The following is a 26,964-nucleotide window of genomic DNA, read 5'->3' as shown; positions in this document are numbered from 1 at the left end:
TTCGCTCTTGTTATCGGTCTCTCGATAGAGGAGCCACAATTCAATCGAACTATCAGATAGAGAACTTTAGTTGCAGCTAAAGTCTGGGTCTCACTTTACCCTTATTCGTTAGTTATTATCCATACAAACGGTTCAAGAGGGACAGCCAACGCGCGGCATTTTTATTATGCGTTGGTTTTTTGTGGTTACGGTGTTATGCAGAAGCTTGGTAGTGGCGTTGTCTGCCCCTTAACCGGGCGTTAGCTTGCTAAAGGCTAGCAATACTAGCCTAAACTTGCCCTAATATCTGAAATGGTGATAAATAGCTTATTTTCTGCATCTTGAAATGCCTTAAAACCATAGCGTTCATAGAAATGTTTAGCGCCATCTTTTGCGTCAACAATAACGACTGGGAATGCCACGCTATCACTAGCTGCTAGTAGTTTTCGTAGAGCATCGATAAGTAACCACTCGCCAAATCCTTTGCCTTTATAGCGCTCATCGATAGCTAAGCGAGCAATGAGTCCGCCAGAAGTTGATGACTGATGCTTTTTCTGTAACTTATCGGGTAATGCTTTTAGGTCAATGGGTGTCATTGTTAAAGTGTAAAAACCGATGATAAGTGAGGTGTTATTTTTATCCTCTAAAACAAATGTTCGGGTATTGTCTTTTTTAGCTTGCTGACTTGCCATTACTTTCAAATAGTTATTAAGCGCATCAATTCCGCAGTTGAATCGGTTTCTGTCGTGTTTATCTTTATCGAGTAATACCGTTTTCATCATTGGGTTTTGGTCTCATAGCGTTCGGCGGCAGTTTTAAGCTTTTGATTTAATGTTGTTGGTTTATCGAGAGCTTCCATAAGCAAAATGGCGTCTGCTTGGCTTAATTTTAGTGTTTGCTCGCGTTCAATCACTTGTTTTGCTTTTTCGATTGCAGCATTGAGTACAAATGAGTTAATACTAGACATGCCAGCGAGAGCAGCTGCTTTGGTTAATAAGTTTTGCGTATCAACATCAACTCTCGCAGTGATACGAGGTAAAGTGGTAGCCATAATGTGTTCTCCTTTGTGTCAAAATGTCACATCTTTATTATGGTGTTTAAATATACAAAAAGCAATCGTTGTGTCACTTTGGCACGCAAGCTAACAAGAGACTATGGTGTCAAGAGTTAATTTTTGGCGTTGTTTGCATCCCACATGCAGCCGTCTCTGAGCATAGAATTTAGGATAACTACCATCTTTCTGACACAAGCAATGATCGCTACTTTTTTAGGTTTGCCAGCGGCTAATAACTTTTGATAGTGCTGTTTAAAAACAGGGTTACATTGCATTGCAGACATCATGGCCATGTACAAAACTGTCCTGACTTGCATGCGTCCGCCTTTGATCATTCGCTTGCCCTTATAACTGCCACTTTCTCGAGTAATGGGAGCGACACCGATTAATGAAGCCGCTTGTTTGTTGGTGATGTAGCCCAGCTCAGGTACGTTACTGATGATGGAGGCTGCCGCAATTTTTCCGATGCCAGGTACGCTCTGTAATAGCTCATTTTTGGCTTGGTAATCAGGGCATGTCTCGATGAGTTTTTCGATTCGAGTCTCAATATTTTCTATCTATTTTTTGAGCATGGTAAGTAGGGATGGTAATCGCCCCATAAATTAACTGACGTCAAAAGTAGAATTTTCTCGTACCATAAACGCAGGAGATTCTTTATGAAAACATCAAAATTTACCGACAGCCAAATCATGGCGATCCTCAAACAAGCTGAAGCGGGAACGCCAGTTCCTGAGCTGTGCCGTGAACATGGCATGAGTTCGGCTACTTTTTACAAATGGCGAGCCAAATTTGGCGGCATGGATGCGTCGTTGATGGCTCGTTTAAAAGAGCTGGAAGCCGAAAATGCACGGCTGAAAAAAAATGTACGCCGAAGAGCGCTTAAAGGCCGAAATTATTCAGGAAGCGATGGCAAAAAAGTGGTTAAGCCGTCGCAGCGTAAAGCGATGGCGCAACACGCGGTGGCCAATCGGAATGTGACTATCCGTATTGCCTGTGCGGCATTTTGTATAGCCAAACCTGCTACCGATATCAGCCGATCAATGACGATGAAAATGCGCAGATCGCGGATTTACTTATTGATTTAACTGAGAAAGAAACGGATTGGGGAGTTGCCCAGTATTTTCATTACCTGCGCAACGTGAAAGGTTTTGGTTGGAACCACAAGCGGGTTTACCGAATTTACTGCGATTTGGCGCTGAATTTGCGCATAAAACCACGCAGACGCCCCCTCTGGCAGGATAGTTGTCACTGTTAAAATTTAACCAGATTGGGCGGCAATGAGTTTATCGTGTCTCGTATCTCTACTGAAAGAAAAGAAGTAATACTTAAGAAGCTACTGCCTCCATCTTCGATGTCTGTAAGCCAAATATCAAAGGAAGAAGGCATTAGTCCTGGAACCCTGTATTATTGGCGGCAACAACTCAGACATTCTGGATCTCCTGTGCCCAATAGCAATACTTCATCAGAGCAGTGGTCTGCACAAACCAAACTCGCCATCATCGCTGAAACTTACTCAATGACTGAGCATGAACTCAGCCAATATTGTCGCGAGAAAGGTCTGTTCCCTGAACAAATCAAAGCTTGGCGAAATGAGTGCATGCAAGGATTTATGACAACGAAAGAACAGGAGCTAGAAGCAAAAAAACAAGCGAAAGCCGATAAAATGGAAATCAAAGCGCTTAAAAAAGAGTTACGTTTTAAAGAAAAAGCCTTAGCGGAAACGGCAGCCTTGTTGGTACTACGAAAAAAGCTGAGAGCCTTTTACGGGGAAGAACCCGAGGACGACTAACCTCAACCGATGAAAGGCAATACCTAATAACACTTATTCGCGATGCTCAACAACATGGTTGCCGTTTAGAGCAAGCTTGTCATGAGGCTGAGATTGACTTGATAACCTATCGACACTGGTATCAACAGGGCAATGTTCAAGCTGATAAAAGACCAACATGCACCAGGCCTGTGCCTGCTAATAAACTGACACAACAAGAGCGAGAAGCGATCATCGAAATATGTAATCGACCTGAATATGCTAGTTTGCCACCTACTCAAATCGTTCCGACTTTGCTGGATAAAGGCGAAGATATTGCCTCAAGCTACCACCGGATATTGAAGGCACATGGTCAACTGCATAAGCGTGGTCGACAGAAAGGAAGACAACGACATGCTAAACCAACAAGCTACACAGCGACAGGGCCAAATCAAGTATACAGTTGGGATATTACTTACTTGCCATCTAAGGTGATTGGGCAACACTATTACCTGTGCGTTATAGAAGATATCTACAGCAGAAAAATCGTTGGTTATGATGTCTATGAGAGTGAATGTGGTGAGTTAGCCTCACAACTCTTACAGCGTACATTACTACGCGAGCAATGCTTTAATCAGCCCTTAGTGCTTCACTCAGATAACGGTGCGCCAATGAAATCACTCACGCTCAAAGCAAAGATGGATGAGCTAGGTATTACCTCATCGTACAGCCGACCACGAGTCAGCGATGATAATCCTTATGTTGAGTCGCTGTTCCGAACCGTGAAATATATACCGAGCTGGCCCACGAAAGGCTTTGATGGTCTGGAAGAAAGTCGTTGTTGGGTCAACGGGTTTGTACGTTGGTATAATACTGAGCACAAGCATAGCAAGTTAAATTATGTTACACCTTCCGAGCGTCATAGTGGAAAGGATCGAGAGATCTTAGCGCATCGTGCAGAGGTACTACTGAGTGCGAAAAATAAAAATCCAGGGCGTTGGTCTAGTGATATCAGAAACTGTGATCCTGTTGGTGAAGTGCATTTAAATCCAGAAAAAGATGCTGCTTAATATCTAAGCAAATGATGACAACTAACTTGAAAAACACCGGACGACTCAAAAGAAACGCACCAGAACCGCTGAAAGAACCTACCCAATCAAACCAAGTGTGGTCGATAGACTTTATGCATGACCAGCTCGCGGATGGCAGAAATTATCGATTGTTCAACGTCATCGACGACTTCAAACGAGAAGGTTTGGCGATTGAAGCAGGATTCTCACTGCCAACAATACGGGTCCTAAGAACGCTAAATCAGCTTCTTGAATGGCGCGCAAAACCGATGGCGATCCGCTGTGACAATGGACCCGAATTTATCAGCCACGAATTTACAGAGTGGGCGAAAAAACTGGGGATCCGAATTGATTACATTCAACCTGGTAAGCCACAACAAAATGCGTATATAGAGCGACACAACAAAACAATAAGATACAGTTGGGTCAGCAAACATTTATTTGATACGCTTGAAGAAGTTCAAGACTATGCCACGCAATGGCTTTGGTTTTACAATCATGAACGGTCACACAAAGCAAATGGCGGAAAACCACAATTGATGGCCGCTTAGCCTCTACTTTTAACTGCCGTTAAAAATAGGGGGATTACCGGATTTAATCGATGACAATACGTTCAGGTTATACCAACACTACAGATTAATCTGTTTATTACGATACATCTCTCTATCAGCTCGGTTGAGCAATTCTGAGGCAGTATCTCCATCATGAGGGAAGTTGGCTACTCCGAGGCTGGCATGAATCGATAAGGTTTTTTCTTGTAAAATAAAAGGCATTTGAAAGGTACTTTCGATTTTTCGCACGACATCATTGATATGTTCACTCGGTAAATGAGGCAATAAAATGACAAACTCATCCCCTCCAATACGAGCTAAGGTATCTGATGCTCTAATGCTTTCCGTCAAGCGTTGTGAGATCGCTTGTAAAAGTTCGTCACCTACTTGGTGACCCCAGTAGTCATTAACGGGCTTAAACTTATCTAAATCAATAAATATAACAGCAAATTGAATAGGATTACGTTTAGCTTGTAAAATTAACTGTTCCATTCTTTCCATTAGGAGTCTTCGATTTGCTAGTCCAGTTAATGTGTCATGATTAGCAAGATGGGTAATTTCACGTTCTGCTTTTTTTCTATCGGTAATGTCACTGATGAAATTTAAAGAGGCGGGCTCTCCATACCAGTCAACCATAACGCCACTGACTTCAATGTCAATGATGTGTCCCTGAGCATGAACTAACTGAGCTTGATAACGTTGCGGCGGTGTGGCTTCCTTAGCGAGACGTTGATGATGCGCTTTTAATACTGCTGGCTGGTATTCTGGACTGACTAAATCGAGGAATGAAGAAAGCTCAAGAAGTTGCTCAATACTAAGACCGACTATCTGCGCTAAATGATGGTTGGCGTATACAAAACGTTGATTCTGAATAACACCAATTCCTTCGTGGGCTGTATCGACCAACGATCGATAAAAGCGTTCACTTTCTCTGAGGCGTAACTCAATATTGTCTTTTTCCACCAATGTGGTTTCTAATTGGGATTTGAGCAGTAGTAATCGTCGATGAGAGCGGTACTGTAGTAACCCTGCAAATAATAAAGCACAGATAATGATCATAGAAATCATGATGATTTTTACGATCATTATCCAGTCGTAACGATAATTCACAGAGATAGGTACATGCCGATTAATGGCTTGGTTGATATCTTCAACGGTCAATGTCGCAATCGCTTGATCTAATTTTTCTAGTAATAATGGATGTTGATGAAGCACGCCAATTCGTAATAAATTTTTATAATCACCGATTTCACCAGCGATTTTCAGATTAAACCAGCCTTCATTTCTAATGGTATACGCTGCGACTAATAATGAACGTAACGTCGCATCGGCCAGCCCTCTATCAACCAAATCAAAAGCTTCTCGTTCGGTATCCACTGGTATTAAATTAATGTTTGGATAGTCACGTTTAAGAAACTCATATACGGAGGTGCCGATAGGAAGGGCGATACTACTATTGGTATTGGCGAGATCGTTTAAATCATCGATGTAGTGATGTTCGTGTCGAGTAATTAAGACGTTCGGATTAACAAGATATGGACGAGTGAAATTGAGCCATTGACTGCGCTGTTCAGTTTTATTGAGTAGTGCCAAAATATCACACTCTCCGGCTTGTGATTTGACTAAGCTTTCATTCCAATCTGCCGTCGGTATTATCACAAACTCTAGTTTCGCTCGCTGAAAGATCACTCGAAGTAAGTCAGCAGCAATACCGATAAACTGACCATCCGTGGTGATTTTCTCTAAAGGTTCCCAATCAGGATCGACACACATCCGTACAGTTTGCTGTGACCAATCTCTGTCTGCCCATACCATAGCTGGACAAGCTAATGTCATTAGGCACAGCATTTTAATAAAGTATTTATTGATGACTTTAACAGAAATGATCAATGCATCGATTCTCTATACAGTGCGGTTAAAAAATTAATCCCTAGAAAACATTAGCATACTTTTATTTGATAAGTTGCGATAGGCGATAATAATTGCTACTTACTTAGTGACTTTTATGCAATTTCGACCGGATTTTTTAGCACTATACAGTGCTTGATCGGCTAAGGTTAATGCAGATTTTGCAGTGGGTTCTACATGGCTATCACAAACGCCAATGCTAATAGTAACAGTAACGGATGATGCTTTATGACGTTTGCGTTTTTTTGAACCTTCTTGATGATTAGTAGGGCGAGTATCAGTATCTCGAATAACTAAATCATAATGCTCGATGTCGTGACGTAACCACTCCAAATGTGGTTTTGCTTGCTCTGCTGTTTTGCCTTTAAAAAGCAAAGTGAACTCTTCACCACCGTAACGATAAGCTCGGCCATTACCGGGAACGAGCCTTAAGCGACTGGCAACGAGTTTTAGCACATCATCACCGGTTTCATGGCCATAGGTATCATTGAAGGCTTTAAAGTTATCGATATCAACCATTGCAATCGTAAAGTTTTTCCCTAAACGCTGTAGATCAAGATCCAAAGCATGCCGAGCAGGTAGTTGAGTTAATCGATCATTGAAAGCTAATGCATGGCCTGCCGCGATCAAATACAAGATCAATAAGACACCAGCGAGTGAAAAAAGAATACTGGATATAAAGGAAACATGGAAAAAAATAAAAGTGGTGCTGGTTAACAATAAAGCGCTGTAAATAGTGGCATCGATCATCCGATTCCTTGTTAAAACTAAAATCGCACAGATACCGACTAAAGCGAAAAGATAAAGTACTAGAATAAATGGCAAGCGAGAAATTTGCGGTACGCTATAAAGTAAGCTGTCATGTAAATCGATGACGGAGCCATCATAAAAGTGAGTTACACTCAATATTCCCCATGACAACAACATGAGTAGCAAGCCAATGAATTTGACAAAACTGCGTGTAGCAAGCCCTTGATTGAAGAAAGCATAACTAATCAGGCAAGCGACAGGAAGTAACGTTGCCAAGAGAGATAATTCAAGTAATGTTGAACCATCGGAGAGGGGGGATTGCAGTCGGTATTGGATTATTAGATAGCTTATCAGCAATACACTGGCGATCATGGCTATCCGACTTTGCTTGAATAAATGAGCGATAGCAATAGCGGAGATAAAAAGCACGTAAGGCAAATTTTGCGCAAAGCCAATATTGCTTTGCACGACCATAACAAGGTTATCGATTCCGATCCAGACTGTGATGAGTAACAGGATAGGGAAGGCAAAACGAAACCAAGACGAAGAAGCAAAATCTGTCGACATAGATTATTCATGCGCCATTTGAATCAATGCAGTTCCTTATTGGTAAAAATCAGGCAAAAGGTTTAAGTGTCTTTGCTTATAAGAATACGTTGATTTTAATAATTGCCAAGTTTTTTGCTACACTGAACAGGCGATAGTGCGGTGTGGTGATACTTTTACTCAGGTCACTTATTTTTAGCATCATCGATCGCCCGATAATACTTACGGACAAGCTTGCATGATTCAGGAGAAAACGGATGCAGTTAAATGTTGATGTACATAACTATATGGAAACGTTGGTTGGGCAAGTATTAGTTCAGCGTCAATATAGCGATAAATACAATCATGACCAATTAGCGGATCTTGCCTGTCTTGCATTAAGTCAAATGCGTCCGGTTTATATCCGACATGATGTTGATTTCCTTTCCGCTCTTCCTGAAGAGCGGTTGGTGATTTTAAAGCAACAAGCTCTCGCTGCCATTCAAGCGGCGGAGCCTATGATCATTGAAGATCGTCGTACTATGCGAGATAAAGAGATTCCTGTTATTTTATCTCAAGCTCGGTTTGATCACGATAATCCGTTAGAATGGTATGAAGAGCCAATTCTGAAAAACAATAAGAAACATAAGGAGTAGTTGTGGGATTATTTGCTCGTTGGTTTGGGGGAAGAGATAAAAAGCAATCAGAATCAATTCAGCCTGTTGAATATAAAGGTATGCTCATTTATCCAGAATCGATGGCTGAAAACGGTCAATATCGAGTAGCAGGCCGAATTACTCAAGAGATCAATGGAGAGCTGCATACTCATCGTTTTATTCGTTCTGATATTTTGTCAACTAAAGATGATGCCGATCAGTTAATGTTAAAAAAAGCTCAACTTTTTATTGATCAGATGAGTGGTCAGATCTTTAACTAATTTCTCCAGTCGTTGACAGAAGTCATGAATAAAAGAACGCTAAGTCGCTATGCTTAGCGTTCTTTTATTTTTTGTCCCAAAATCAAGGAAATGATATGCGAATTGGTGTGCCAAAAGAGAGGCTCGCGGGTGAAACTCGAGTGGCTGCCTCACCTTCATCAGTAGAGCAACTGATAAAACTCGGCTTTGAGGTTGTGATTGAGTCTCAAGCTGGTTCATTGGCAAGTTTTGAAGACAGTGCGTTCCAAGCGGCTGGTGCGATAATTGAATCCTCCGAGGTAGTGTGGAACTGCGATATTGTTTTAAAAGTGAATGCGCCAATTTACAATCAGCAAATCGATGAAGTCTCGTTATTAAAAGATCAAGCGACTCTGATCAGTTTTATCTGGCCAGCTCAACATGCTCAGTTGATGGAAAAACTGGCAATGAAAAGTATCAATGTGTTGGCGATGGATTGTGTTCCTCGTATTTCTCGTGCCCAAGCGTTAGACGCACTATCATCCATGGCGAATATTGCCGGCTATCGAGCGGTTGTTGAAGCGGCGCATCAATTTGGCCGTTTCTTTACTGGACAAATCACCGCTGCAGGCAAAGTGCCTCCCGCGAATGTGTTTATCGCTGGTGCTGGGGTCGCAGGCCTTGCCGCTATAGGGGCTGCGGGAAGCCTTGGCGCAATTGTTAGAGCGTTCGACGTTCGTCAAGAAGTTAAAGAGCAAGTGCAATCGATGGGGGCTGAGTTTCTGGAAATTGAACAGTTGCCGACGGTTGCTTCGAGTGATGGATACGCTCGAGAGATGTCGGATGATTTCAATCAAAAAGCAGCAGAGCTTTACGCAGAACAAGCAAAAAAATCCGATATTATTATCACTACCGCACTGATCCCTGGTAAACCAGCACCGACACTCATCACCAAATCGATGGTAGACAGTATGAAACCGGGGAGTGTGATTGTTGATTTAGCGGCTGCCAATGGCGGGAACTGTGAGTATACGGTCAAAGATCAGTTGATCACGACTGATAATGGCGTAAAAATTATTGGCTATACCGATATGGTTGGTCGTCTTCCCACTCAAGCCTCTCAGCTTTATGCAACGAATTTGGTCAATTTATTGAAACTGCTTTGTAAAGAGAAGAACGGCGTAATTAACATCGATTTTGACGATGTTGTACTGCGTGGCGTCACCGTTATTAAGCAAGGTGAGATCACCTGGCCTGCTCCGCCTATCCCAGTCTCTGCGCAGCAGCCAGCTCAAAGCAAACCGATGCTAGAAAAAACAGCTAAGCAACCAGCATCACCTTGGAAAAAGTTGGTTGGTTTAGCGACTGGCGTCGGTGCATTTGCTTGGATAGCATCAGTAGCTCCGGCGGCTTTTCTCGGCCATTTTACGGTGTTTGTACTAGCTTGCGTAGTTGGCTATTACGTGGTGTGGAATGTAACTCATGCACTACATACCCCTTTAATGTCAGTAACCAACGCTATCTCTGGAATTATTATCGTCGGTGCTTTAGTACAAATCGGCCAAGGCAATGGGATAGTAACCTTTTTGGCATTTATTGCCGTTTTGATTGCAAGTATCAATATTTTTGGCGGCTTTACGGTCACGAAACGTATGCTTGACATGTTCCGTAAAGACTAAAGGAGAATAATAATGTCTGCAGGATTAGTACACGCGGCTTATATTATTGCTGCCTTATGTTTTATTTTGAGTCTAGCGGGATTATCGAAACAAGAATCAGCACGTACCGGTAACTATTACGGTATGGCTGGTATGACGATCGCGCTGCTAGCCACCATTTTCAGTCCTGAAGCACAAGGATTGAGCTGGATTATTTTGGCCATGATCATTGGGGCCGTCATTGGGATCCGTTTCGCTAATAAAGTCGAGATGACACAGATGCCAGAGCTCGTTGCGATGTTGCACAGCTTTGTTGGTATGGCTGCCGTATTGGTCGGTTATAACAGTTTGCTCGCTGCTCCTTTGGTGGATACTCATGCGGAACATGTGATTCATTTGGTCGAAGTTTTCATCGGAGTATTCATTGGTGCGGTGACGTTTACTGGATCGATCGTCGCGTTTGGTAAATTGAGCGGTTCAATTAGCTCGTCGCCTCTAAATTTGCCGCATAAACATAAGTTAAATCTCGCGGCGTTAGTAATATCGCTTCTATTACTCATGCAATTTCTAAAGCTTGATGGTGGCTTATTGCCGCTGATCATCATGACCGTGATTGCTTTAGCCTTTGGCTACCATCTGGTTGCATCAATCGGTGGCGCTGATATGCCGGTTGTGGTTTCAATGCTCAACTCTTATTCGGGATGGGCCGCCGCTGCCGCTGGTTTTATGCTTGCCAATGATTTGCTGATTGTGACCGGCGCTTTAGTCGGATCGTCTGGGGCGATTCTGTCTTATATTATGTGTAAGGCGATGAACCGCTCATTCATCAGTGTTATTGCTGGTGGTTTTGGTCAAGAAGTAGCGATCAGCAGTGATGAACAGCAAGGTGAATACCGAGAAATGAATGCTGAAGAAGTGGCAGAACTTCTCAAAAACTCTCGTTCAGTCGTGATTACCCCGGGTTATGGTATGGCTGTCGCGCAAGCGCAATATCCTGTTTACGAGATCACAGAGAAGTTACGAGCATTAGGGATTGATGTCCGTTTTGGTATTCATCCTGTGGCTGGTCGGTTACCGGGTCACATGAACGTGCTACTAGCCGAAGCTAAAGTACCTTACGATATTGTATTAGAAATGGATGAAATTAACGACGATCTATCCAAAACCGATACAGTGTTAGTGATTGGAGCGAATGATACAGTCAATCCCGCAGCGTTAGATGATCCTCATAGCCCAATAGCAGGTATGCCAGTATTAGAAGTGTGGCATGCGAAACAGGTCATTGTATTCAAACGTTCGATGAATACGGGTTATGCTGGAGTGCAAAATCCGTTGTTCTTCAAAGACAATACTTTCATGTTATTTGGTGATGCAAAAGAGAGTGTAGACGCCATCTCTAAAGCATTGTAATCTGCTTAAACCGAAGCAAGAAGCCAGCATTTTGCTGGCTTCTTGCTTTCTGGTATTCGAGTATTCGATCTAAGGTCAACAGGGTAGGTAACGTTGTTTGAGTCAATAAGAGCGATACTTTGGTATATTATTGACAGTGATATAACAAGCGCTGTTTCTGTTTATAGATAATGCATCATCACTTTATGGTTTTATGATCAAACGATTATTCACATTGACAAAAACACTCATCCGCAGCCTAGTGCTAGCCACTTGCACTTTTACTGTTTCAGCTTTTGCCGATTCCCTACCGGAGCGGATTGAACTGTTTGTATCGCTATTTGATGAGCAAGCAGCCATGGTCACCTATGATATTCGTACGATTCAAAAAGAGTATCCAACTCGATTATTAACGCCAGAAACCATGTTGCCACAAACGGCATCTTATCCATTAAAAGATATCCAACTGTTATATCAGTTAGCACAAAACTGCTCGGGTAATTTACCTCTGAACCCTTTAGTGACCGAACCTTTAGTTTTTACTCGAGCGTTGTGTAAAGGCAGTCAATTACCCGTACGTTGGTTTGCCAGAAGCTCATTGATTCATCCTGGTGGTGGTACTTATGCTGCGCGTTATGCAGAAGTTTATCCCGATCAGTATGCGCAACTTGAGCCTTTTATGCATATTCAAGAGCGAGCGCAAGCGCCTAGTCAATCTTTATTGGGACGTTTGCAAAGAATGAACGAAGATGCGATGAATGCGCTGATCTCTGGTGCAATCATGTTTGGTGATAAGGATGAGCTTTGGTTAAGAAAAGGCGATGAATACTATTTATTCGATGACAGCATTTGGCAAAAAAATGCCAGTCAAGCCGGTTTGGCTTTTAGTTTTGTAGAGAGTGATACCACATGCTTTGTTCAACGAGGCAATTTATGCTGGAACGTACAAGATCATACGGATTTGCTTCGTATCAGTATGTTTGTACTAGTGTTGGCAAATATTTTCTTGGTGATCAGTTGGTCAATTTATCGCTGGAACTCTAAACGACAAGAAATGAAAAGTAGGATGCTAATCTTACAAATTCTTACCCATGAATTGAGAACACCAATTGCCAGTTTATCGTTGACGGTTGAAGGGTTTCGTCGAGAATTTGAACATTTACCCGAAACTGTATACGATGAGTTTCGTCGTCTTTGCGAGGATTCTCGTCGTTTAAGGCAGCTTGCTGAAGCCAGCAAAGATTACTTACAGTCGGATAATAAACCACTAGCGACCGCTTGGGTTCCTTCTGTGGAAGAATGGTTGCAATACAAAGTAGAAGAAGAGTTTACTCAACCTATTGAGTTAATTATTAAACAAGATATAGCGGCAAAGCTCAATGTGTATTGGCTTGGTACCTGTATCGATAATTTGATTCGCAATGCCGTAAAATATGGTGTTGCACCTATAACCCTAGAAGTGACGTCAAAAACTGATTCAGTTACGATTAAAGTAACCGATCAAGGTTCGTTGACTCATAAAGATTGGCGTCATTTACGCAAGCCCTTTGTAAGTAAAAGTGGCTTAGGACTTGGCTTAACGATTGTTGAATCGATGGTTGGTCGAATGGGGGGCCGTTTAACCTTAATCGGACCACCAACCACGTTTATATTGGAGATACCTTGTGAAACAGACATTGCTTCTCGTTGAAGATGATAAAAACCTTGCTGACGGTTTATTGGTAAGTTTGGAGCAAGCGGGATATGACTGTTTACATGCAGAAACTATCGCTGCAGTGAATCAATATTGGGAAAAAGCGGATTTAGTTATTTTAGATAGACAATTGCCTGATGGTGATTCTATTGCTCATCTTGCTGAATGGAAGGCTTTAAAAGAAATCCCGGTTATCTTATTGACCGCTTTAGTGACCGTCAAAGATAAAGTTACGGGCTTAGACGCAGGAGGGAATGACTATCTGACCAAGCCATTTGCAGAAGCTGAATTATTTGCTCGGATAAGAGCGCAGCTTCGTTCGCCGGATGGTGAGGATAGTGATGATAGCAAAGTGATTACACCAAATTTGGTTATCGATAAAGCCACTCGAGAAGTCTTTTTTAACCAACAGTGTATTACCTTAACGCGAACTGAGTTTGATTTGTTGCTTTTCCTCGCCAGTAATTTAGGTCGAGTATTTACTCGTGATGAATTATTGGATCATGTGTGGGGTTATAATCATTTCCCGACCACACGAACGGTGGATACGCATGTATTACAATTGCGGCAAAAGCTACCAGGTTTAGAAATAGAAACGCTTCGTGGCGTCGGGTATAAGATGAAAGCCTAAATTATGTATAGAAAAATAGGCCTTATTGGCACGCTTATGTGCGTGCCTTTTTATGCACAGAGTGTGGAATGGTTTGAGAGTAATAGCCCGTTAACTCAGGTACATCAACACCTACTCAATAACGATCTCGACCGAATGTTTCATTCTCTGGTTGAAGTTTGGCAACTCAACCAAACGAAAAATACCAAAACACATTTAAATGATTTATTGATCCAATCGTTATCGGTTGACTGTGGTAAGGGGTTAGCCAGTAAGACGTTTCCATCATGGTTAAACAGTATTGTGGTTCGTAAGGTGGATATTCAAAGTCCTGGTCGTGATGCGTATCAAGTCATATTAGAAGCACAAAGCGATAAGGCTTTGAATAATATAACGTTAACTCAATGGATCGAGAAACCAATTTCTACAGACAGTAGCTTTATTCACCTTGGTGACGGCGTCACTGATGGTGCGATAACCTATCGCAAGCATTACAATCTGAACTCTAAGTTATCTATGGGGTTGTATCGAATCGATATTACGGCTGAAGATCAAGATTCGTGGAGTACTTGGGTTATCTTTGGCGAACCTAAAGCTAAGCAAACGGTTCGTTGGTCGAGTAAAGATCAATGGACTGTCGATAAAAATGCATTATTAAATCGCCATTGCCCATTGCCTCGGTTAGATGTGTCGGTGTACGATTATTTTGATGGTGAGTATAAAGAAATTTGGCAACAAAGTTATGAATCAAACTATCCGACTCAACTTGAGCTCACAGAACTAACATCGGATCGCTATATCCTTGCGGTTTCAATGACTCATAAGCGCTGGCAAGGACCAATAATCATAGAGCAAGCTCAAGTTATCAGTAAAACCTATAATGTTTCTCTAGAGGAATGATTAAAGTTGATAGACAATAAGCCGTTATAACAACAAAGTAACCAACGGTTTATTGGATATGAACAATAAAAAACACATTTGGCTTTTAACGCTTCCTGCGCTGCTGGTTGCCACAGAGACTCTCGCGGCAAATTATGCTATAGAAGCCCGCGGAGATGCCATGGGTGGCGTTGGCGTGGTCTCAGCAAACTATCTTACTGCTCCGTTCTATAATCCTGCTTTAGTCGCTATTTATCGACGTAATGATGACGCAGGGATGATTTTACCCAGCATTGGATTTACTTATAACGATCCTGATAAATTAGTGAAAAGTATCGATAATATTGCTGATCTTATTAATAGTAATGATCCAAGTAAAGCCACCGAATTACAGACGGCGCTTAATGATATTGACGGCGATACCCTTAACGCAAACCTGGGCGGGGTTATCGCTTTTGGTATACCAAACCGCTACATCTCTGCGAATATATTTGGTAAAGCGTACACAGAAGTATATGCGGCTCCCAGCATCGCATCAGATTGCCCTGTAAGTGCTAATCCCGGTAGTCCTGAATGTATTCTTGAGCAAGCACAGAATAGTGGTATTAATGCCGTCTCTATTGCCGTTACTGAAGTTGGTATCTCGTTAGCCAAATATCAAACCTTCCTCGGTCAACATATGGCTTTTGGTATCACTCCGAAATTACAACGCATTTATACTTATGTTTATCAAGCCAGCTTTAACAACTATGAATTCAAAGATTTGTTAGATAACGGTACGGGAGAAACGACATTTAACATTGATGCTGGCGCGGTATGGTTTTATGGGCCTTATCGTTTAGGTGCGGCAGCCACCAATTTGATCAGTCGAGATATTACGACACAAATGGTTAACTCTGTTCAGTATGATTATCAAATCCGCCCACAAATAACCCTCGGTGCAGGTATCGTTGCTGATTATGCGACCTTGAGTGTGGATTATGATTTGAATACCGACCGCCGATTTAATAACTTTGCCGATGATACGCAGATGATCCGTATTGGTGGTGAAGTGGATATCATGCGTCAATTAAAATTGAGAGTAGGGTATAATAAAAACCTAGCTTATAGTGGCCGAGATGGCACCATCACTGCAGGGATTGGTTTATCACCGTTGAATATCATTCAGCTTGATATTGGTGCAAGTTATACCAATGAAAATGCTATGGGGGCATACGTAAACTTTCTTGCTAGTTACTGATTGTCTCTTTATAGTGAGGCTCCGTAATAGGAGCCTTTTTTATGTTTGACGATATACCGACTTTAACTCACAGTGAACAGCAAGCCGCTGTAGAAAAAATTCAGAAATTGATGGCTGAAGGGATCAGCACTGCACAGGCGATTCAAATCGTTTCTCAGGAAATTCGCCGTCAGTATGCTGAAGATTTACAGAATAAAACCGAATAGCTATCTGATTTAGAAGAGCACTCATGTGCTCTTCGTTCATTAATACCACTTACTTATTTATTTTAAATCATGCACTTATATCAGACCTATCTTTACTAAAAACCCAACAATCTAATGCACTATAACTTAAGATACGGCGTAACTTTATTGATATACGAAATAGTTTAAATAATAGAATTAGACGAAATAATTAAAGAGCAAATAAGCTTAATAAAAAAGGGGGAAGGGTGATGATCATGGCCACTAATTCGATACTCATCAGGGCCATGATTGACATGTTTACAATGTTGCTTGTAATGCTTGTTCAAGGTCCGCAAGCAAATCATCAATATGCTCGATACCTATCGATAACCTAACCATATCGGCTGAAACACCCGCAGCTTGTAATTCTTGATCATTGAGCTGGCGATGAGTCGTCGATGCTGGAATCGCAGCACAACTTTTAGCATCACCAATATTCACTAAACGAAGAATTAGATTTAATGCATCATAAAAGCGTGTTCCAGCTTCTCGGACACCGACTATACCAAAACTGAGAATGCCAGACGCCTTTCCGTGCATATATTTTTGGGCAAGTGAGTGATCTTTGTGAGTGCTTAAGCCTGCATAATTGACCCAATTCACTTGTGGGTGCTGGTTAAGCCACTGAGCTACAGCTAAAGTATTGTCATTAATTCGCTCAATCCGCAAAGCTAATGTCTCTAATCCCTGTAACAGATTCCAAGCCGCGTGAGCACTCAGCGCCGCGCCCATATTCCTCAAAGGAACGACCCGTGCTCGAGCAATAAAAGCCGCAGCACCAATATCTTGAGCATAGTTGACACCATGATATGAAATATCGGGTTCATTTAATAATGGGAAACGCTGTGGATAAGCATGCCATGGGAATTTACCTGAATCGACAATCAGACCCCCAATCGTGGTTCCGTGACCGCCAATATATTTGGTCGCAGAGTGAACAACAATGTCTGCGCCATATTCAAAAGGTCGCCATAAAAAGGGGGTCGCAACAGTATTATCAACAATTAATGGTAAACCATGTTGATGAGCTAAGTTAGCCAGCGTTTCAATATCAACGATACTGCCGGATGGATTACCGATACTTTCACAAAAAACCGCTCGGGTTCTATCATCAATTAGCTGAGCTAATTGAGTAAAATTATTTTTGTCTACAAATCGAACTTCAATGCCTTGTCTGGGCAAAGTATGAGCAAATAGATTATAAGTTCCACCATATAACTCACTGATAGAAATAATATTATCGCCGGCTTGAGCGAGAGTTTGGATAGCATAAGTAATCGCAGCCATACCAGAAGCTACCGCCAAAGCGCCAATACCACCTTCAAGCGCCGAGATACGTTGCTCAAGCACATCACAGGTTGGATTCATTATTCTTGAATAAATATTACCTTGAACTTTTAAATCAAAAAGATCGGCTGCATGTTGTGCATCATTAAAACTGAATGAAGTAGTTTGATGAATAGGTACCGCAACAGAGTTTTGATTATCAGCATGATAACCATGGTGTAAAGCTATCGTTTCACGTTTCATTACATGTCCTTATAGTGATAAACGTAAGGCATGTATAGAACCATGGGCATGATATTCCTGTCAATGTTAACGGTCACACTTTAGTGCGCATTATCTGCGCTTATGTTAAGTCTTGCATATCAACAACTTAGAAATGAAGCTTCTATATTTAGAGGCTTCATTAATGAAATACTACGAAATGACAAAAAATTATGTTTTTCGTGAATTAGAGTGCGGATTAAGCATAAAAGACGCGGCAGAACTATGTTTCAAAACTGTGAGGACAGTCAAAGAGTGGGACAAGGGAAAAGAGATTCCGCCGGAATGCAAAAGACTAATGCGAATGCAAAGGAAACACGAGCTAAGTAAATCCGAACAGTGGAAAGGGTTTAGAATCGTTAATGATCAACTTGAATTACCGAGTGGACAGAAACTAGAACCTCAACAAATCATAATGGGTGCAGCGCTTGTCGAAATCGCATCAAGTGACGACATTAGAACAAGGTCAAGGCTACTAAAGTATGCGAGAGTAATAGCGAAATTGATGAAGTAAAAAAGAGAGGGACTCTTATGTCCCTCTGATATTCTAGATAACGAAAAAATCAATGCCAATGACCTTTTGGAATCAGTCTTGGGTCACGAGGGAGATTCCTAAGCGTATATTCGTCTTGTAAATAAAGCTTTTCAAAGTTACGAGTACATGCTCCCCTTGCTGGTAAATTTCGAAGGATTTCTACAGCCGCTTGTACCTCTGGAGATTCAAATCTATAGCCTCTTTGCAACAAATCATGGAGAAGGACAACAGCGTTACTATAAATTTCATTAGCATTGTCTCTATTATCAATTTGTTTTTTCATACGAAAAAGCAAGCTAAAGAATGGAGATGCCGGACTTAATTTTCTTATCGCACTACTGACTACGGACATTTTTTACATTACTCCAGATAATGGTAAAAACCAATAAAGATATGGTGAAATCCATAAGAAATGGATACACGTAATCTGAATGTTTTTGCTCAGAATATTTTAAAACGGGATATACGTATTCAATGATAGTTAACAGAGGGAAAGATATAGCAATCACTTTCTTCTCTTTCATTGTTAGATTATGCCCCTGTCTATATATGTCAAAAAGTGCTACTAATACAAAAAACACCATTAAGCTTGTCAAAAAAGCTATCGTTTTTTCCACGAAATCACCATAGACGCTATAAGCAGCCATTGACGAAAGAGAAAAAAGAATAAAAAAGATTAACAAGGCTGCAAACTTTCTCGATTGCATTAACATCTCCTATTGTAAAGTGCTCCTAGATAAAATGTAAAACAAGTTGCACACCTCATGATAAAACTAAAAAGAATTAACCCACCAATATCATAACCGTGGCTCAATTCGCTCTTTTGGCTTATCAACGAGTTGTCCCGCTTCCCCCGCATCATCCTCTTTAGAGTAGATGAACCAAAGAACCAGCCCAATTGACTGTATAAAAAGAAAAAGCCAATACATGATTTTCAGGTTTTGGGTTGTTTTAGCAAACAAAGCGTAATCAGAAAAAATTGATGCGACAGTCAGAGGTGAAAGTAAAGTCAAATTCAAACAATTAAGAACGAGTGCAGCTTGCGCAAAAGGGTCTTTATACCTAAGGCTGAATAAAGCAAAAAAACCAGATAACCCTGATAAGAGAAGACCTAAAGTAGGGGTGATTATCCCCAACACACTCGTTACTATTGCTACGATACCAAAAGCAGTCATCACCATTCCATATAAATTGATTGCATATCCTTTTGCCGAATTATAACAGGCAAACAGAAAAGAGGAAGCAGTATGGTAAGGTGTTCTGTGGAATATACCCCCGTAATACAGTAACGGGGGTTTTAGCGGCTTCCTCTTCTTCAGTCTTCATCATCGTCAGCCGCTAAAACCTCCACGCTGAAAATACAACTGGCAAATGCTGAACGTTCCTTTTTATCGTATTGCATTTTTTAGGCTTAGCAGGAAGGGGGAGGGGCAGGAAACCAGAAAAACGAGAAACTCCGCGCCTTTTGAATTAAGTTTATTTCTTTAGATTAGGCGTGGGCTTGGTGTCACCGTTCGCAGGCTTGCTCACTACACCCTGCGGGGCTTTAGATAGACTTTATAACTCATAATGATAATACTCACTAAGAGCGTATTCGCTTTAGGCAATCTAAAGCGTCAAGAAAGTCAGTTACAGCCTCACCATTGCGATAAAGTTGCTCCCTAAGATCTTTATTCTTATTACACTCTGAAAGATACAACTCTCGATACTTCAAAGCTTCATAACCGCCTTTAATCAATGCTTTGCTCATTGTTGAAGTGCTGGTCTGCTTCTTGAGAGCTGAAAGCATTTCTTCATGTTCTATTGTATCTCTAATTGTAATTGCCATCATTTTTCCTTTCTGCAGAAATTACCTGGTTTAAATATGATAGCATAATAATAAATCGATCACAGATACCGGTCGATGATTTGATAGCAAAAAATATAAATGATAATACGCACTAAGAGCTAAAAGACGCCGGACAAAGGCTGCATGTTAATGTCAGCCTGAATATTAGAATTAACGTTGTCACGTTGGACGGGCTTACAAAAGACATTCAAATCAACAGCATCTTTAGTTAGTTTGAGCAAGCAATCGTCATAATGAACATATTGAATGTTATTGGCAGTCAAAAAGCTGTCATTGATGTAGTAAGTACCGTCTGGCGTCTTAGCCTCAAGAGTGACATAGAACTTAAAGCCGTCAGGCCCACGGCGTGTCGTGTGGCCTGTATAGTAAAGATTTTGTATATCGTAAAGGCCGAGAACCGAACGCAGATCATCTAAACGATTAGACTGATTAGCGGGACGAGTGTTAGACGTATTGCTATCCCCACGACGAGATACAGTAGAATCACCTTGAGAACGGTCTTGATTGCTGACATTGGACGACTGAGAAATGCTAGATTGAGTCGAGTTCGCTTCCTCGTTCTGAACCTCCGTAGAAGAACCAAAAACCAAATTGGATAACGCATAAAGAAAGTACCCCGCCAACAGTAAACCAATAATAAAGATGATCACAATCTTAGGATTATGAGTGAGAATGTTTAAAGCGCCAGACTGTTTAGCTACGCCAGTGGACGTAGACTTGTAAATCAAAAAAGCATCGAGTGGGATTTTCTTTGGAAAGACGTTCGGGTCTTTACCTTTCGGTATCACTGGCGTCGATGTGTTTTTAGCATGCTTGTAAATCAAAGGCTTTCTGACAGTCAAAGGAAAAGCATCACGGCCCTTTTGAAAAAAACACTGCTCAGCACATGCGCGAATGGCCGTATCAATCTGACCCCAGTCAGGTGATAAAAGCTCAATATCCCAGTTATATTTGCGATGGCGCATAAAGCCCTCGTTAAAAGTAAACGGGTAAATAATGCGACCCTGGTCGTCATATTCAGCCTGCCCCCTATCATCTATTTCACAGGGCTTCAACTGAGTCATATCAGCAGGTGTGTAACGAGAATTAAAAAACGATTCGTAATCTTTAGGCAAATAAGGAAGGAATTCAGAAAGCGGACGATACCTTACTTTCTCCATACGAAAGCCAATGTTTTTAGAGAAAATATCTTGGCATTCATCAATGACAATTAAAGCACCAAGCGGACACCAACAAAAAAAGTGCTGCCACAAATCAATGCCTTTTTCATCCCTAGAAAATATCCGAATTAATCTAGTCGTGGTTGGGAATTCAATATCTAAACGTTGCTGAATAATATCCAATGGCTCCATGCCTTCTAAATTTGTAACAACAACGCGACCAGCTTTGAGGGCTTCAAGAATGACAAAATAAGCAACATAAGAAGACTTGTAAGAGCCGTTCGCGCCCGTTCTGATAGTGATAGCCACGTTAGAACCTCCGTACTGTCAAAACAAATGCAGTAGTAAAAGCCGTGAAAATAATATTGAGCGCTTGGGGGATCTTAAAGAGAAAAGCGTAGTATCTAATTTCATCGGGAAGTGCATTAAACGTCATGACGACAAGCTGAGTAAAACCAATTTCATTTAGTAAATAAGAGGCAACTTTATAATAGAAAGCGAGTGAATAAATCATCCACTTTAATTTAATGTTTATATACCAAGCGTAAACGAATATAACAAACTGCTCAAAGTAAGCTGGAATATTTAAAATAAAATCAATAATTGACTGAAAGAAGTCACCGATTGATTGAATGATTAGATATATGGATTCCATTATTTAGAGCCTCCCATAATTACGCGAACAGCAATAACAGCGGCGATAAATAATAAAATAGTCGCTATCAAATTAGCTTGCTGTATAAATGCAGGAAATACACCAGATTTAAAACTAAATTGACGACCAGAACCGTCAGGAGCTAAAAAATCAAGAATATGGTCTTTATATTCACCGCTGTTTAAATCAGACGTATCAAAACTAAACATATTTTTAACTTTATCTAATAATTGCTCGTATTCGTTTTCTAGCTCTTCGCGCTCAATAAATAAATCATCGTATAAAGACGATTTATATAATACACCATCAACATCAAAATCAATTTTACCCACAAAAGCACGTTCATCAAATTTAGTAGTTAATGCGTCTTTAATGCCTTTTAAATCAGTACCGAGACCAGATATAGAGCCAGTAATAGCATCGGTTTGCTGATTTAAGTGCATTTGATTTGCTTGTAAAGCATCACTAACGAGTTGTGTTAAACCATCCATATTAACATTTGATTCGCCACTACCGCCTGATAAAATTGCAGACTCCAATGAATCCATTTTCCTAGCGAAAAAATTCATAAATGTAGAGAAATTATTATCTAATGTTTGCTTAACATTATCTAAACGCTGATTAGTAGTATCAGCACGATTAATAAGCGTATCGTTTTGACTTAATTGTCGAGCTTGATATACATATGACTCATCGTAAAACGAGTTATCTTGATTACTACTAGTAGTGAGACGGTCACGAATAGCAATAAGCTGCTGAGTTTGTGTATCCTCCTGTTGAGATACGATAGTAAACCCCCCGCTAACTGTATTTTGTAGAGTATTTTGATTCTGGATAACTGCTTTCTGTAAATTATTATTCTCACGACCAATCTCATAAAGATTATGAGATTGATTATATATAGCTCGCTCGATATATTGAGCACTTGTACGGCTTGAATTAACAACACGTTGCACGGCATTTGAAAGGTCTGTTACGCCATTACGATTAATAATGACAGACCCAACAGAAGAAGCATTAGGGAGCATACCTTTGTTATCATCTGAGCCACCGTCAGAACCACCGTCAGAACCACCGCCATCACCACCGTCAGAACCACCGCCGTCACTACCATCACCGCCGCCATTGTCAGGAGGTGTGACAATATCACCGCCTGGGAAAATAGTACCTGACTGAACGGATTCAGTTTCAGTGCATTGTTCACCAGTCGTTAAAAACGTAGCAACACATGTTGTGTCAGTTGTAAAACAAAGTGAGACATCACTAGCGCGAGCTTTGCATCTATTGGTTTGAAAACAAATATAGGGACGGTCGCCATAAATAGAGCCATCCCACGAGCGAGACCCCATATCATAACCAATTGGACAAGCTGCATCAGTGGCGAACGCGAGGGATGATAAAAAAATCATCATCAATAAAAGAAGCGTTAAACATGTATTGATTGCAGTTCGCATAATTTCACCAGTGAATAAAGAAAAACGCCCCCCGTTAGGAGGCGTTGACGCCAGTGTAAACACCGTAAATGAAAGCGCCAGCTACAGAAAGCGCAATCAAAACGGTGATTACATCCGAGAAAAGCTCAACCATGATTAGCTGTTCATTACACGGATAATTGCGCGAAGACCAAAACCGATGGCAGCAAGAGCAATCAAACCAATGACAACAGTGGTATAGTTTGTTTGACCAGTGTTAATTGCAGTAGTCAAACTCTCTTCTACAGTAGCGTTAGAAGCAAAAGAAGCAAAAGCAGTCGAAGCAACAGCAACAGACTGAACCTTGTATTTCTTCAAAACATTGAAGTATTTCATAGTATTTACTCTCATTAAGTTAACCTCTTCCGAGGGTTTTTAAAATACGACCTAAAATGTGACCAGAGACAAAAGCCAACAACATGTATCCGGTGACATCAACAAATAATTGTTGGTCGATGGTTAACGAACCCATTGAGCTATATTTCAAGTGTTCAAGCTCACTAGGCGTTAATATGACGTAAGTACAATCAAACCCTTGCGGAGCCAACATCAAATAACCGTTGTATTGTATTACGCAAGTATTCATTTATTCACTTTCCAAAAGTTTTATTTTCTTATCTTGCAATCTGGCAATTTCAGAAATCAAATCATTTCTTTTTTGAATCAATTCATCAATTTCAGAATTAGGTACAAACAGGATGAAGACAAACCTGATTGCAGATATCAAAAACAGAGCGGCAAAGATGGCACAGAAAGTATAAATTGCGATACTCTCAGCAATGACGCTTATATCTTCGGGTGTTATCAATACCGCTTCCATAAGTCACCTATTTTTTAAAACATTCAGCAAAATGCTTTTTAATATCGTCATCATGCGGAATGAGCTTAGAAACAAGCTGAGTATAAATATCGTTCGGGTCAGTTGTGAATTCAATCGAGTATTCACGGTCAGGAACGAAAGCGCCTGTATCAATTAATGATTGCGCATATTCTGGAACGACTTTTAACGGCTCCTTTTTATACGGAATTTCAGTATCAAGGCCATAGCCTGATTTCTTGAAGTTTTCGGCGTCCACGTTTTCGATGGGACGCACAACAACCAATTCATAAAATGGTTTATTGTTGTTTGGATTGTTTGGATATTGCATTCTACGAATGCCAAAGATACGAGCCATAATATTTACCCCAGTTCATTTATGAGTTTTTGATGCATAGACGTAAAGCCTATGTTTGTATCATCACGTATTAAAGAAGTTACTACTTTTTCAAAGTCGTTTTTGTAGAGTGTTAATAACGAATTAACGAGACGTCCATATTGGCGTTTAGCCCAAAAACAAGCGTGCAGGACGTCACACGCAACACGCTTTTTTGCTGTAAGTTTAATTAAGTTCGGTTCAATAGTTTTTGAGGGTAGGGAAGCTGCATATTCATTTAAACCTACAAAATGACCCTCGATATCAAGTAAAATATCAACGGATACTTTTTTAAGTTCAACTTCAGAGCGGTACCAGTAAAAACCATCTTTAGTAATTTTTTGCTCTAGTTTTTTGTTATAAATGCGCCAGTAGACAAGCGACTGACGAGAGCCGATAAAGCGGGCTTCCATGGTAAAGACTTTTTCACCATCGGAATTAATAGAAAACTCATCGCCGTTTTTAAATTTAGGGCATTTGCCGTGATTACGATTGAAACCACCGAAGTAATAAGCACGTTCAGAGGCTTCACAGGTGTGGAGATTATCAAAGTCATCAAAGGCCAAATCACAACGAGCTAAAAGAGAGATGCCAAGGACGTCAGCGAGCCAGTGATGTACAAAAGCGCGAGAGCGATTAGTGAAAAGGTGTTTACAGCCAGTACCAGATATTTGAAAGTGAACTGTTTCATTGTTACCACCTATACCAACCTGACCGCAATAATCGTTGCCAGAGTCATCAAAAAGAGCAAATGAGTCTTCGTAAAACTGAAAGCCTTTGCCGCGCAATGGGCCGAAAGAAAAACCGAGGACACGCTTAATGAATACTCTCAAGACTTCTTCAAGGTAGTTAGTTACAAGACGCTTTCTAAATTCAGCAAGTTCGTCCGCTTCATTTTCAGTGCGAGCAACAAAGTTGTTCATTTCTGACATGCTTGGAGCTTCAGGAAAACGAAAGCCGCTGTACTTTCCGGACTTTGAGCAATGCTGTAAATCTTTTATTTTGAAAGAGAAAGAGAGCGCATCAATAATAACTTGTGATTGTTGATACTCTTCCTGAGCGTTTATGTCGGGAACATTAGAAAACGGTGACGATGAACGCTCAATAGGCTTTTTAAAATGCGTGTAGCTTACTCGCTCATGAGCTTCTTCAGGAGTCAATGGACGCTGGCGAACAACTCCAGAGTGACAAGACGGACAGACGCAAGATAAAAAAGACTGGTAAACGCTACCGCAAGAAGTACAAGCGTAATGCTTTGCAACAGGGCCAGAGGCTAGGGAGGCTTTTTTGATTTCAATCGCCATGATTAGCACTCCCAATTTGATTAATTAAGCGCTGCTTGGGAGAAAGTTGGTCGAGAATATTCCAGTATTCAGAGAAAGTAATTTTTCCGTCAGCCATAGCGTCTGAAACAAGAGGCTCAATGTCTGGATGACGAGATAATTGCTTATCAAGAGTCTGATAATGAAATGAATGAATTTCAAAATTAGGAAAAGTGAAAAAGATGGCTATAAGAGCCAAGGCTAAAAGCATTGAAAGAATTTTAAATTCCATGATTAAGCCTCCTCAGAAACAGCGTGAGAAAGCTGAGCTAAAGGCCACATAGGCTCAAGCTGCTCTAAAAGATACCGAGCAAAATCAGAAGAAAAAAGCATGGCATCATCAGGGTTAGAAGTTATAACGAGACAATCAGCATCATTTGAACAATGAGCGACATAACGAGGATGAACACCTGATGTAAGTTGAATTGTGGCTTGCATGTAACCCCCTAAAGCTACTTGTTTGAAGTGGCCGCCCCAGAAGCTAGGGAGCGACCAGAACGGCCAATACGATAATTTACGTATAGTTAATACGATATTTCTCATAGTGTAAATACGATGATTAACGTATAAATGCGCTAGAATCGTAGGAGGATGACAAATTGAGGAATGGCGAAATGTATACAAACAAGCTGATAGACGCCTATAAAGACCAAATGAACTATGTTCAATACAAACAAATAGCACCTGACTTGGGTATAAGCCCACAAATGCTAACAGACGTAAGAAAAGGAAGAACGTACCTCAAGGAAAATCAAGTGCTTATGATGGCGGAAGCCGTTGGTGAGGATAAAGAAAAAGCAATGATAGGCTTAGCGATGGATAAAGCGAAAAGCTACGAAGCGCGACAGGCCTGGGCGAACATTGCAAAAAAGTTTAACGGGCTAGGATTAACAACAATAACAATGGCTTACGTGGGATTTGCAGTGACTTTTTTAGATGTTAATGAGTGCGTATTATCATTGTTATGTTAAATGAAATTAGAGAAGGTAAAGGTGGTTTTATCTATTCAATGTGGACGATAAAAAGAGAGCTTGAGATAGACCTTACTCTATTTC

General features: G+C 40.9%; 31 protein-coding genes and 3 pseudogenes. 14 read left to right on the top strand and 20 right to left on the bottom strand.

All coding sequences use genetic code 11. From position 1 onward, the window contains the following. Positions 1-263 precede the first annotated feature (263 nt). From AACS00_RS09905 to AACS00_RS09895, 3 genes and pseudogenes are all read right to left on the bottom strand, one after another. Positions 264-761, bottom strand: a complete 498-nt coding sequence (locus AACS00_RS09905) for a GNAT family N-acetyltransferase (protein ID WP_110167273.1) — start codon at positions 759-761, stop codon at positions 264-266. Next, positions 758-1,030, bottom strand: a complete 273-nt coding sequence (locus tag AACS00_RS09900) for a type II toxin-antitoxin system TacA family antitoxin (RefSeq protein ID WP_010319336.1) — start codon at positions 1,028-1,030, stop codon at positions 758-760. Before AACS00_RS09900 ends, AACS00_RS09905 begins: the two co-directional genes overlap by 4 nt. Positions 1,031-1,146: 116 nt before the next feature. Continuing rightward, positions 1,147-1,590: pseudogene (locus AACS00_RS09895) on the bottom strand (transposase); the annotation flags it as partial. Between the two features lie 99 nt (positions 1,591-1,689). Here AACS00_RS09895 and AACS00_RS09890 point away from each other — a divergent pair. From AACS00_RS09890 to AACS00_RS09880, 3 genes and pseudogenes are all read left to right on the top strand, one after another. After that, positions 1,690-2,258: pseudogene (locus tag AACS00_RS09890) on the top strand (transposase); the annotation flags it as partial. A gap of 63 nt (positions 2,259-2,321) precedes the next feature. Further along, positions 2,322-3,850 (top strand): IS3 family transposase gene (locus AACS00_RS09885; protein WP_110167272.1). Its coding sequence is split into 2 segments (ribosomal slippage): positions 2,322-2,784 and positions 2,784-3,850, totalling 1,530 coding nucleotides; the frame shifts between segments, so codons are not numbered across the junction. Between the two features lie 35 nt (positions 3,851-3,885). Beyond that, a pseudogene (locus AACS00_RS09880) lies at positions 3,886-4,401 on the top strand (DDE-type integrase/transposase/recombinase); the annotation flags it as partial. A gap of 78 nt (positions 4,402-4,479) precedes the next feature. Here the strand turns inward: AACS00_RS09880 and AACS00_RS09875 are convergent. Both AACS00_RS09875 and AACS00_RS09870 read right to left on the bottom strand, forming a co-directional pair. Beyond that, positions 4,480-6,291, bottom strand: coding sequence for a diguanylate cyclase domain-containing protein (locus AACS00_RS09875; protein WP_110167271.1), 1,812 nt, complete (start codon positions 6,289-6,291; stop codon positions 4,480-4,482). A gap of 99 nt (positions 6,292-6,390) precedes the next feature. After that, entirely contained in the window at positions 6,391-7,626 is a 1,236-nt protein-coding gene (locus tag AACS00_RS09870) for a GGDEF domain-containing protein (RefSeq protein ID WP_110167270.1), read from the bottom strand. 236 nt (positions 7,627-7,862) lie between these two features. Between AACS00_RS09870 and AACS00_RS09865 the strand changes: the two genes are divergently transcribed. The 9 genes from AACS00_RS09865 (at position 7,863) to AACS00_RS09825 (ending at position 16,154) form a co-directional block, all read left to right on the top strand. After that, positions 7,863-8,240 (top strand): late competence development ComFB family protein, encoded by a 378-nt coding sequence (locus AACS00_RS09865; RefSeq protein WP_072671185.1) that lies wholly within the window; start codon positions 7,863-7,865, stop codon positions 8,238-8,240. A 2-nt stretch (positions 8,241-8,242) separates the two neighbouring features. Then, positions 8,243-8,521 carry an HlyU family transcriptional regulator gene (locus AACS00_RS09860; protein ID WP_072671184.1) on the top strand — a complete coding sequence of 93 codons (279 nt, stop codon included), beginning with the start codon at positions 8,243-8,245 and terminating at the stop codon, positions 8,519-8,521. Positions 8,522-8,616: 95 nt separating this feature from the next. After that, positions 8,617-10,158, top strand: coding sequence for a Re/Si-specific NAD(P)(+) transhydrogenase subunit alpha (locus AACS00_RS09855; protein WP_110167269.1), 1,542 nt, complete (start codon positions 8,617-8,619; stop codon positions 10,156-10,158). Positions 10,159-10,170: 12 nt separating this feature from the next. After that, a complete protein-coding gene (gene pntB, locus AACS00_RS09850; RefSeq protein WP_110167268.1) occupies positions 10,171-11,547 on the top strand; it encodes a Re/Si-specific NAD(P)(+) transhydrogenase subunit beta in 1,377 nt (458 codons plus the stop codon). A 193-nt stretch (positions 11,548-11,740) separates the two neighbouring features. Then, on the top strand, positions 11,741-13,216 hold the full coding sequence (gene vxrA / locus AACS00_RS09845) for a sensor histidine kinase VxrA (protein ID WP_072671181.1): 1,476 nt from the start codon (positions 11,741-11,743) through the stop codon (positions 13,214-13,216). Continuing rightward, complete coding sequence (gene vxrB / locus AACS00_RS09840) at positions 13,191-13,850, top strand: response regulator transcription factor VxrB (protein WP_072671180.1); 660 nt, start codon at positions 13,191-13,193, stop codon at positions 13,848-13,850. The genes vxrA and vxrB overlap by 26 nt, the downstream gene beginning before the upstream one ends. Before the next feature lie 3 nt (positions 13,851-13,853). Next, positions 13,854-14,729: a DUF2861 family protein gene (locus tag AACS00_RS09835; protein ID WP_072671179.1), complete on the top strand. Its 876-nt coding sequence runs from the start codon at positions 13,854-13,856 to the stop codon at positions 14,727-14,729. Between the two features lie 58 nt (positions 14,730-14,787). Further along, positions 14,788-15,948 carry a conjugal transfer protein TraF gene (gene traF, locus AACS00_RS09830; RefSeq protein WP_072671178.1) on the top strand — a complete coding sequence of 387 codons (1,161 nt, stop codon included), beginning with the start codon at positions 14,788-14,790 and terminating at the stop codon, positions 15,946-15,948. Between the two features lie 41 nt (positions 15,949-15,989). Beyond that, positions 15,990-16,154 (top strand): YoaH family protein, encoded by a 165-nt coding sequence (locus AACS00_RS09825; RefSeq protein WP_110167267.1) that lies wholly within the window; start codon positions 15,990-15,992, stop codon positions 16,152-16,154. A gap of 279 nt (positions 16,155-16,433) precedes the next feature. Here the strand turns inward: AACS00_RS09825 and AACS00_RS09820 are convergent, their stop codons facing one another. After that, entirely contained in the window at positions 16,434-17,705 is a 1,272-nt protein-coding gene (locus AACS00_RS09820; RefSeq protein ID WP_110167266.1) for an O-acetylhomoserine aminocarboxypropyltransferase/cysteine synthase family protein, read from the bottom strand. Between the two features lie 133 nt (positions 17,706-17,838). Here AACS00_RS09820 and AACS00_RS09815 point away from each other — a divergent pair, with 133 nt between their 5' ends. Beyond that, complete coding sequence (locus tag AACS00_RS09815; RefSeq protein WP_309048868.1) at positions 17,839-18,237, top strand: DUF3653 domain-containing protein; 399 nt, start codon at positions 17,839-17,841, stop codon at positions 18,235-18,237. A gap of 49 nt (positions 18,238-18,286) precedes the next feature. Here AACS00_RS09815 and AACS00_RS09810 read toward each other — a convergent pair whose 3' ends face one another. The 14 genes from AACS00_RS09810 to AACS00_RS09745 all read right to left on the bottom strand — a co-directional run bounded on the left by AACS00_RS09810 (position 18,287) and on the right by AACS00_RS09745 (position 26,347). Continuing rightward, entirely contained in the window at positions 18,287-18,610 is a 324-nt protein-coding gene (locus tag AACS00_RS09810; RefSeq protein WP_110167264.1) for a hypothetical protein, read from the bottom strand. Next, positions 18,594-18,965 (bottom strand): hypothetical protein, encoded by a 372-nt coding sequence (locus tag AACS00_RS09805; RefSeq protein ID WP_110167263.1) that lies wholly within the window; start codon positions 18,963-18,965, stop codon positions 18,594-18,596. The genes AACS00_RS09810 and AACS00_RS09805 overlap by 17 nt, the downstream gene beginning before the upstream one ends. Before the next feature lie 90 nt (positions 18,966-19,055). Continuing rightward, on the bottom strand, positions 19,056-19,433 hold the full coding sequence (locus AACS00_RS09800) for a hypothetical protein (RefSeq protein WP_146205768.1): 378 nt from the start codon (positions 19,431-19,433) through the stop codon (positions 19,056-19,058). A gap of 407 nt (positions 19,434-19,840) precedes the next feature. Next, complete coding sequence (locus tag AACS00_RS09795; RefSeq protein ID WP_110167261.1) at positions 19,841-20,086, bottom strand: hypothetical protein; 246 nt, start codon at positions 20,084-20,086, stop codon at positions 19,841-19,843. A gap of 119 nt (positions 20,087-20,205) precedes the next feature. Further along, positions 20,206-21,576, bottom strand: a complete 1,371-nt coding sequence (locus tag AACS00_RS09790) for a zonular occludens toxin domain-containing protein (RefSeq protein ID WP_110167260.1) — start codon at positions 21,574-21,576, stop codon at positions 20,206-20,208. Between the two features lies 1 nt (position 21,577). Beyond that, positions 21,578-21,922, bottom strand: coding sequence for a DUF2523 family protein (locus AACS00_RS09785; RefSeq protein ID WP_110167259.1), 345 nt, complete (start codon positions 21,920-21,922; stop codon positions 21,578-21,580). Beyond that, complete coding sequence (locus tag AACS00_RS09780) at positions 21,922-23,376, bottom strand: hypothetical protein (RefSeq protein ID WP_110167258.1); 1,455 nt, start codon at positions 23,374-23,376, stop codon at positions 21,922-21,924. The genes AACS00_RS09785 and AACS00_RS09780 overlap by 1 nt, the downstream gene beginning before the upstream one ends. A 135-nt stretch (positions 23,377-23,511) precedes the next feature. After that, complete coding sequence (locus AACS00_RS09775; RefSeq protein WP_258306851.1) at positions 23,512-23,745, bottom strand: hypothetical protein; 234 nt, start codon at positions 23,743-23,745, stop codon at positions 23,512-23,514. A 4-nt stretch (positions 23,746-23,749) separates the two neighbouring features. Next, positions 23,750-23,980, bottom strand: coding sequence for a hypothetical protein (locus AACS00_RS09770; protein ID WP_181397540.1), 231 nt, complete (start codon positions 23,978-23,980; stop codon positions 23,750-23,752). Next, positions 23,981-24,214, bottom strand: a complete 234-nt coding sequence (locus AACS00_RS09765; protein ID WP_110167256.1) for a hypothetical protein — start codon at positions 24,212-24,214, stop codon at positions 23,981-23,983. A gap of 7 nt (positions 24,215-24,221) precedes the next feature. Continuing rightward, complete coding sequence (locus tag AACS00_RS09760; protein WP_110167255.1) at positions 24,222-24,569, bottom strand: DUF1293 family protein; 348 nt, start codon at positions 24,567-24,569, stop codon at positions 24,222-24,224. 5 nt (positions 24,570-24,574) lie between these two features. After that, positions 24,575-25,891 (bottom strand): replication initiation factor domain-containing protein, encoded by a 1,317-nt coding sequence (locus AACS00_RS09755; RefSeq protein WP_110167254.1) that lies wholly within the window; start codon positions 25,889-25,891, stop codon positions 24,575-24,577. After that, positions 25,881-26,141 carry a hypothetical protein gene (locus AACS00_RS09750; protein WP_110167253.1) on the bottom strand — a complete coding sequence of 87 codons (261 nt, stop codon included), beginning with the start codon at positions 26,139-26,141 and terminating at the stop codon, positions 25,881-25,883. The genes AACS00_RS09755 and AACS00_RS09750 overlap by 11 nt, the downstream gene beginning before the upstream one ends. 2 nt (positions 26,142-26,143) lie before the next feature. Next, positions 26,144-26,347, bottom strand: a complete 204-nt coding sequence (locus tag AACS00_RS09745; RefSeq protein ID WP_110167252.1) for a hypothetical protein — start codon at positions 26,345-26,347, stop codon at positions 26,144-26,146. A gap of 176 nt (positions 26,348-26,523) precedes the next feature. Between AACS00_RS09745 and AACS00_RS09740 the strand changes: the two genes are divergently transcribed. Beyond that, on the top strand, positions 26,524-26,880 hold the full coding sequence (locus tag AACS00_RS09740) for a DUF3693 domain-containing protein (protein WP_110167251.1): 357 nt from the start codon (positions 26,524-26,526) through the stop codon (positions 26,878-26,880). Positions 26,881-26,964 lie beyond the last annotated feature (84 nt).

The organism is Vibrio sp. 11986-1-5 (assembly GCF_963878025.1).
GTDB classification, from domain to species: Bacteria; Pseudomonadota; Gammaproteobacteria; order Enterobacterales; family Vibrionaceae; genus Vibrio; species Vibrio injensis.
The sequence above is the reverse complement of the archived record's forward strand: the minus strand, read 5'-3'. Positions and strand labels throughout refer to the sequence as shown.

What these genes read in the sequence shown, in the direction of transcription:
- AACS00_RS09905 (WP_110167273.1), bottom strand. Translation starts at nt 761, where the DNA reads ATGATGAAAACGGTATTACTCGATAAAGATAAACACGACAGAAACCGA.
- AACS00_RS09900 (WP_010319336.1), bottom strand. Translation starts at nt 1,030, where the DNA reads ATGGCTACCACTTTACCTCGTATCACTGCGAGAGTTGATGTTGATACG.
- AACS00_RS09870 (WP_110167270.1), bottom strand. Translation starts at nt 7,626, where the DNA reads ATGTCGACAGATTTTGCTTCTTCGTCTTGGTTTCGTTTTGCCTTCCCT.
- AACS00_RS09865 (WP_072671185.1), top strand. Translation starts at nt 7,863, where the DNA reads ATGCAGTTAAATGTTGATGTACATAACTATATGGAAACGTTGGTTGGG.
- AACS00_RS09855 (WP_110167269.1), top strand. Translation starts at nt 8,617, where the DNA reads ATGCGAATTGGTGTGCCAAAAGAGAGGCTCGCGGGTGAAACTCGAGTG.
- pntB (WP_110167268.1), top strand. Translation starts at nt 10,171, where the DNA reads ATGTCTGCAGGATTAGTACACGCGGCTTATATTATTGCTGCCTTATGT.
- vxrA (WP_072671181.1), top strand. Translation starts at nt 11,741, where the DNA reads ATGATCAAACGATTATTCACATTGACAAAAACACTCATCCGCAGCCTA.
- AACS00_RS09835 (WP_072671179.1), top strand. Translation starts at nt 13,854, where the DNA reads ATGTATAGAAAAATAGGCCTTATTGGCACGCTTATGTGCGTGCCTTTT.
- traF (WP_072671178.1), top strand. Translation starts at nt 14,788, where the DNA reads ATGAACAATAAAAAACACATTTGGCTTTTAACGCTTCCTGCGCTGCTG.
- AACS00_RS09825 (WP_110167267.1), top strand. Translation starts at nt 15,990, where the DNA reads ATGTTTGACGATATACCGACTTTAACTCACAGTGAACAGCAAGCCGCT.
- AACS00_RS09820 (WP_110167266.1), bottom strand. Translation starts at nt 17,705, where the DNA reads ATGAAACGTGAAACGATAGCTTTACACCATGGTTATCATGCTGATAAT.
- AACS00_RS09815 (WP_309048868.1), top strand. Translation starts at nt 17,839, where the DNA reads ATGAAGCTTCTATATTTAGAGGCTTCATTAATGAAATACTACGAAATG.
- AACS00_RS09810 (WP_110167264.1), bottom strand. Translation starts at nt 18,610, where the DNA reads ATGTCCGTAGTCAGTAGTGCGATAAGAAAATTAAGTCCGGCATCTCCA.
- AACS00_RS09805 (WP_110167263.1), bottom strand. Translation starts at nt 18,965, where the DNA reads ATGCAATCGAGAAAGTTTGCAGCCTTGTTAATCTTTTTTATTCTTTTT.
- AACS00_RS09800 (WP_146205768.1), bottom strand. Translation starts at nt 19,433, where the DNA reads ATGACTGCTTTTGGTATCGTAGCAATAGTAACGAGTGTGTTGGGGATA.
- AACS00_RS09795 (WP_110167261.1), bottom strand. Translation starts at nt 20,086, where the DNA reads ATGGCAATTACAATTAGAGATACAATAGAACATGAAGAAATGCTTTCA.
- AACS00_RS09785 (WP_110167259.1), bottom strand. Translation starts at nt 21,922, where the DNA reads ATGGAATCCATATATCTAATCATTCAATCAATCGGTGACTTCTTTCAG.
- AACS00_RS09780 (WP_110167258.1), bottom strand. Translation starts at nt 23,376, where the DNA reads ATGCGAACTGCAATCAATACATGTTTAACGCTTCTTTTATTGATGATG.
- AACS00_RS09775 (WP_258306851.1), bottom strand. Translation starts at nt 23,745, where the DNA reads ATGAGAGTAAATACTATGAAATACTTCAATGTTTTGAAGAAATACAAG.
- AACS00_RS09770 (WP_181397540.1), bottom strand. Translation starts at nt 23,980, where the DNA reads ATGAATACTTGCGTAATACAATACAACGGTTATTTGATGTTGGCTCCG.
- AACS00_RS09765 (WP_110167256.1), bottom strand. Translation starts at nt 24,214, where the DNA reads ATGGAAGCGGTATTGATAACACCCGAAGATATAAGCGTCATTGCTGAG.
- AACS00_RS09760 (WP_110167255.1), bottom strand. Translation starts at nt 24,569, where the DNA reads ATGGCTCGTATCTTTGGCATTCGTAGAATGCAATATCCAAACAATCCA.
- AACS00_RS09755 (WP_110167254.1), bottom strand. Translation starts at nt 25,891, where the DNA reads ATGGCGATTGAAATCAAAAAAGCCTCCCTAGCCTCTGGCCCTGTTGCA.
- AACS00_RS09750 (WP_110167253.1), bottom strand. Translation starts at nt 26,141, where the DNA reads ATGGAATTTAAAATTCTTTCAATGCTTTTAGCCTTGGCTCTTATAGCC.
- AACS00_RS09745 (WP_110167252.1), bottom strand. Translation starts at nt 26,347, where the DNA reads ATGCAAGCCACAATTCAACTTACATCAGGTGTTCATCCTCGTTATGTC.
- AACS00_RS09740 (WP_110167251.1), top strand. Translation starts at nt 26,524, where the DNA reads ATGTATACAAACAAGCTGATAGACGCCTATAAAGACCAAATGAACTAT.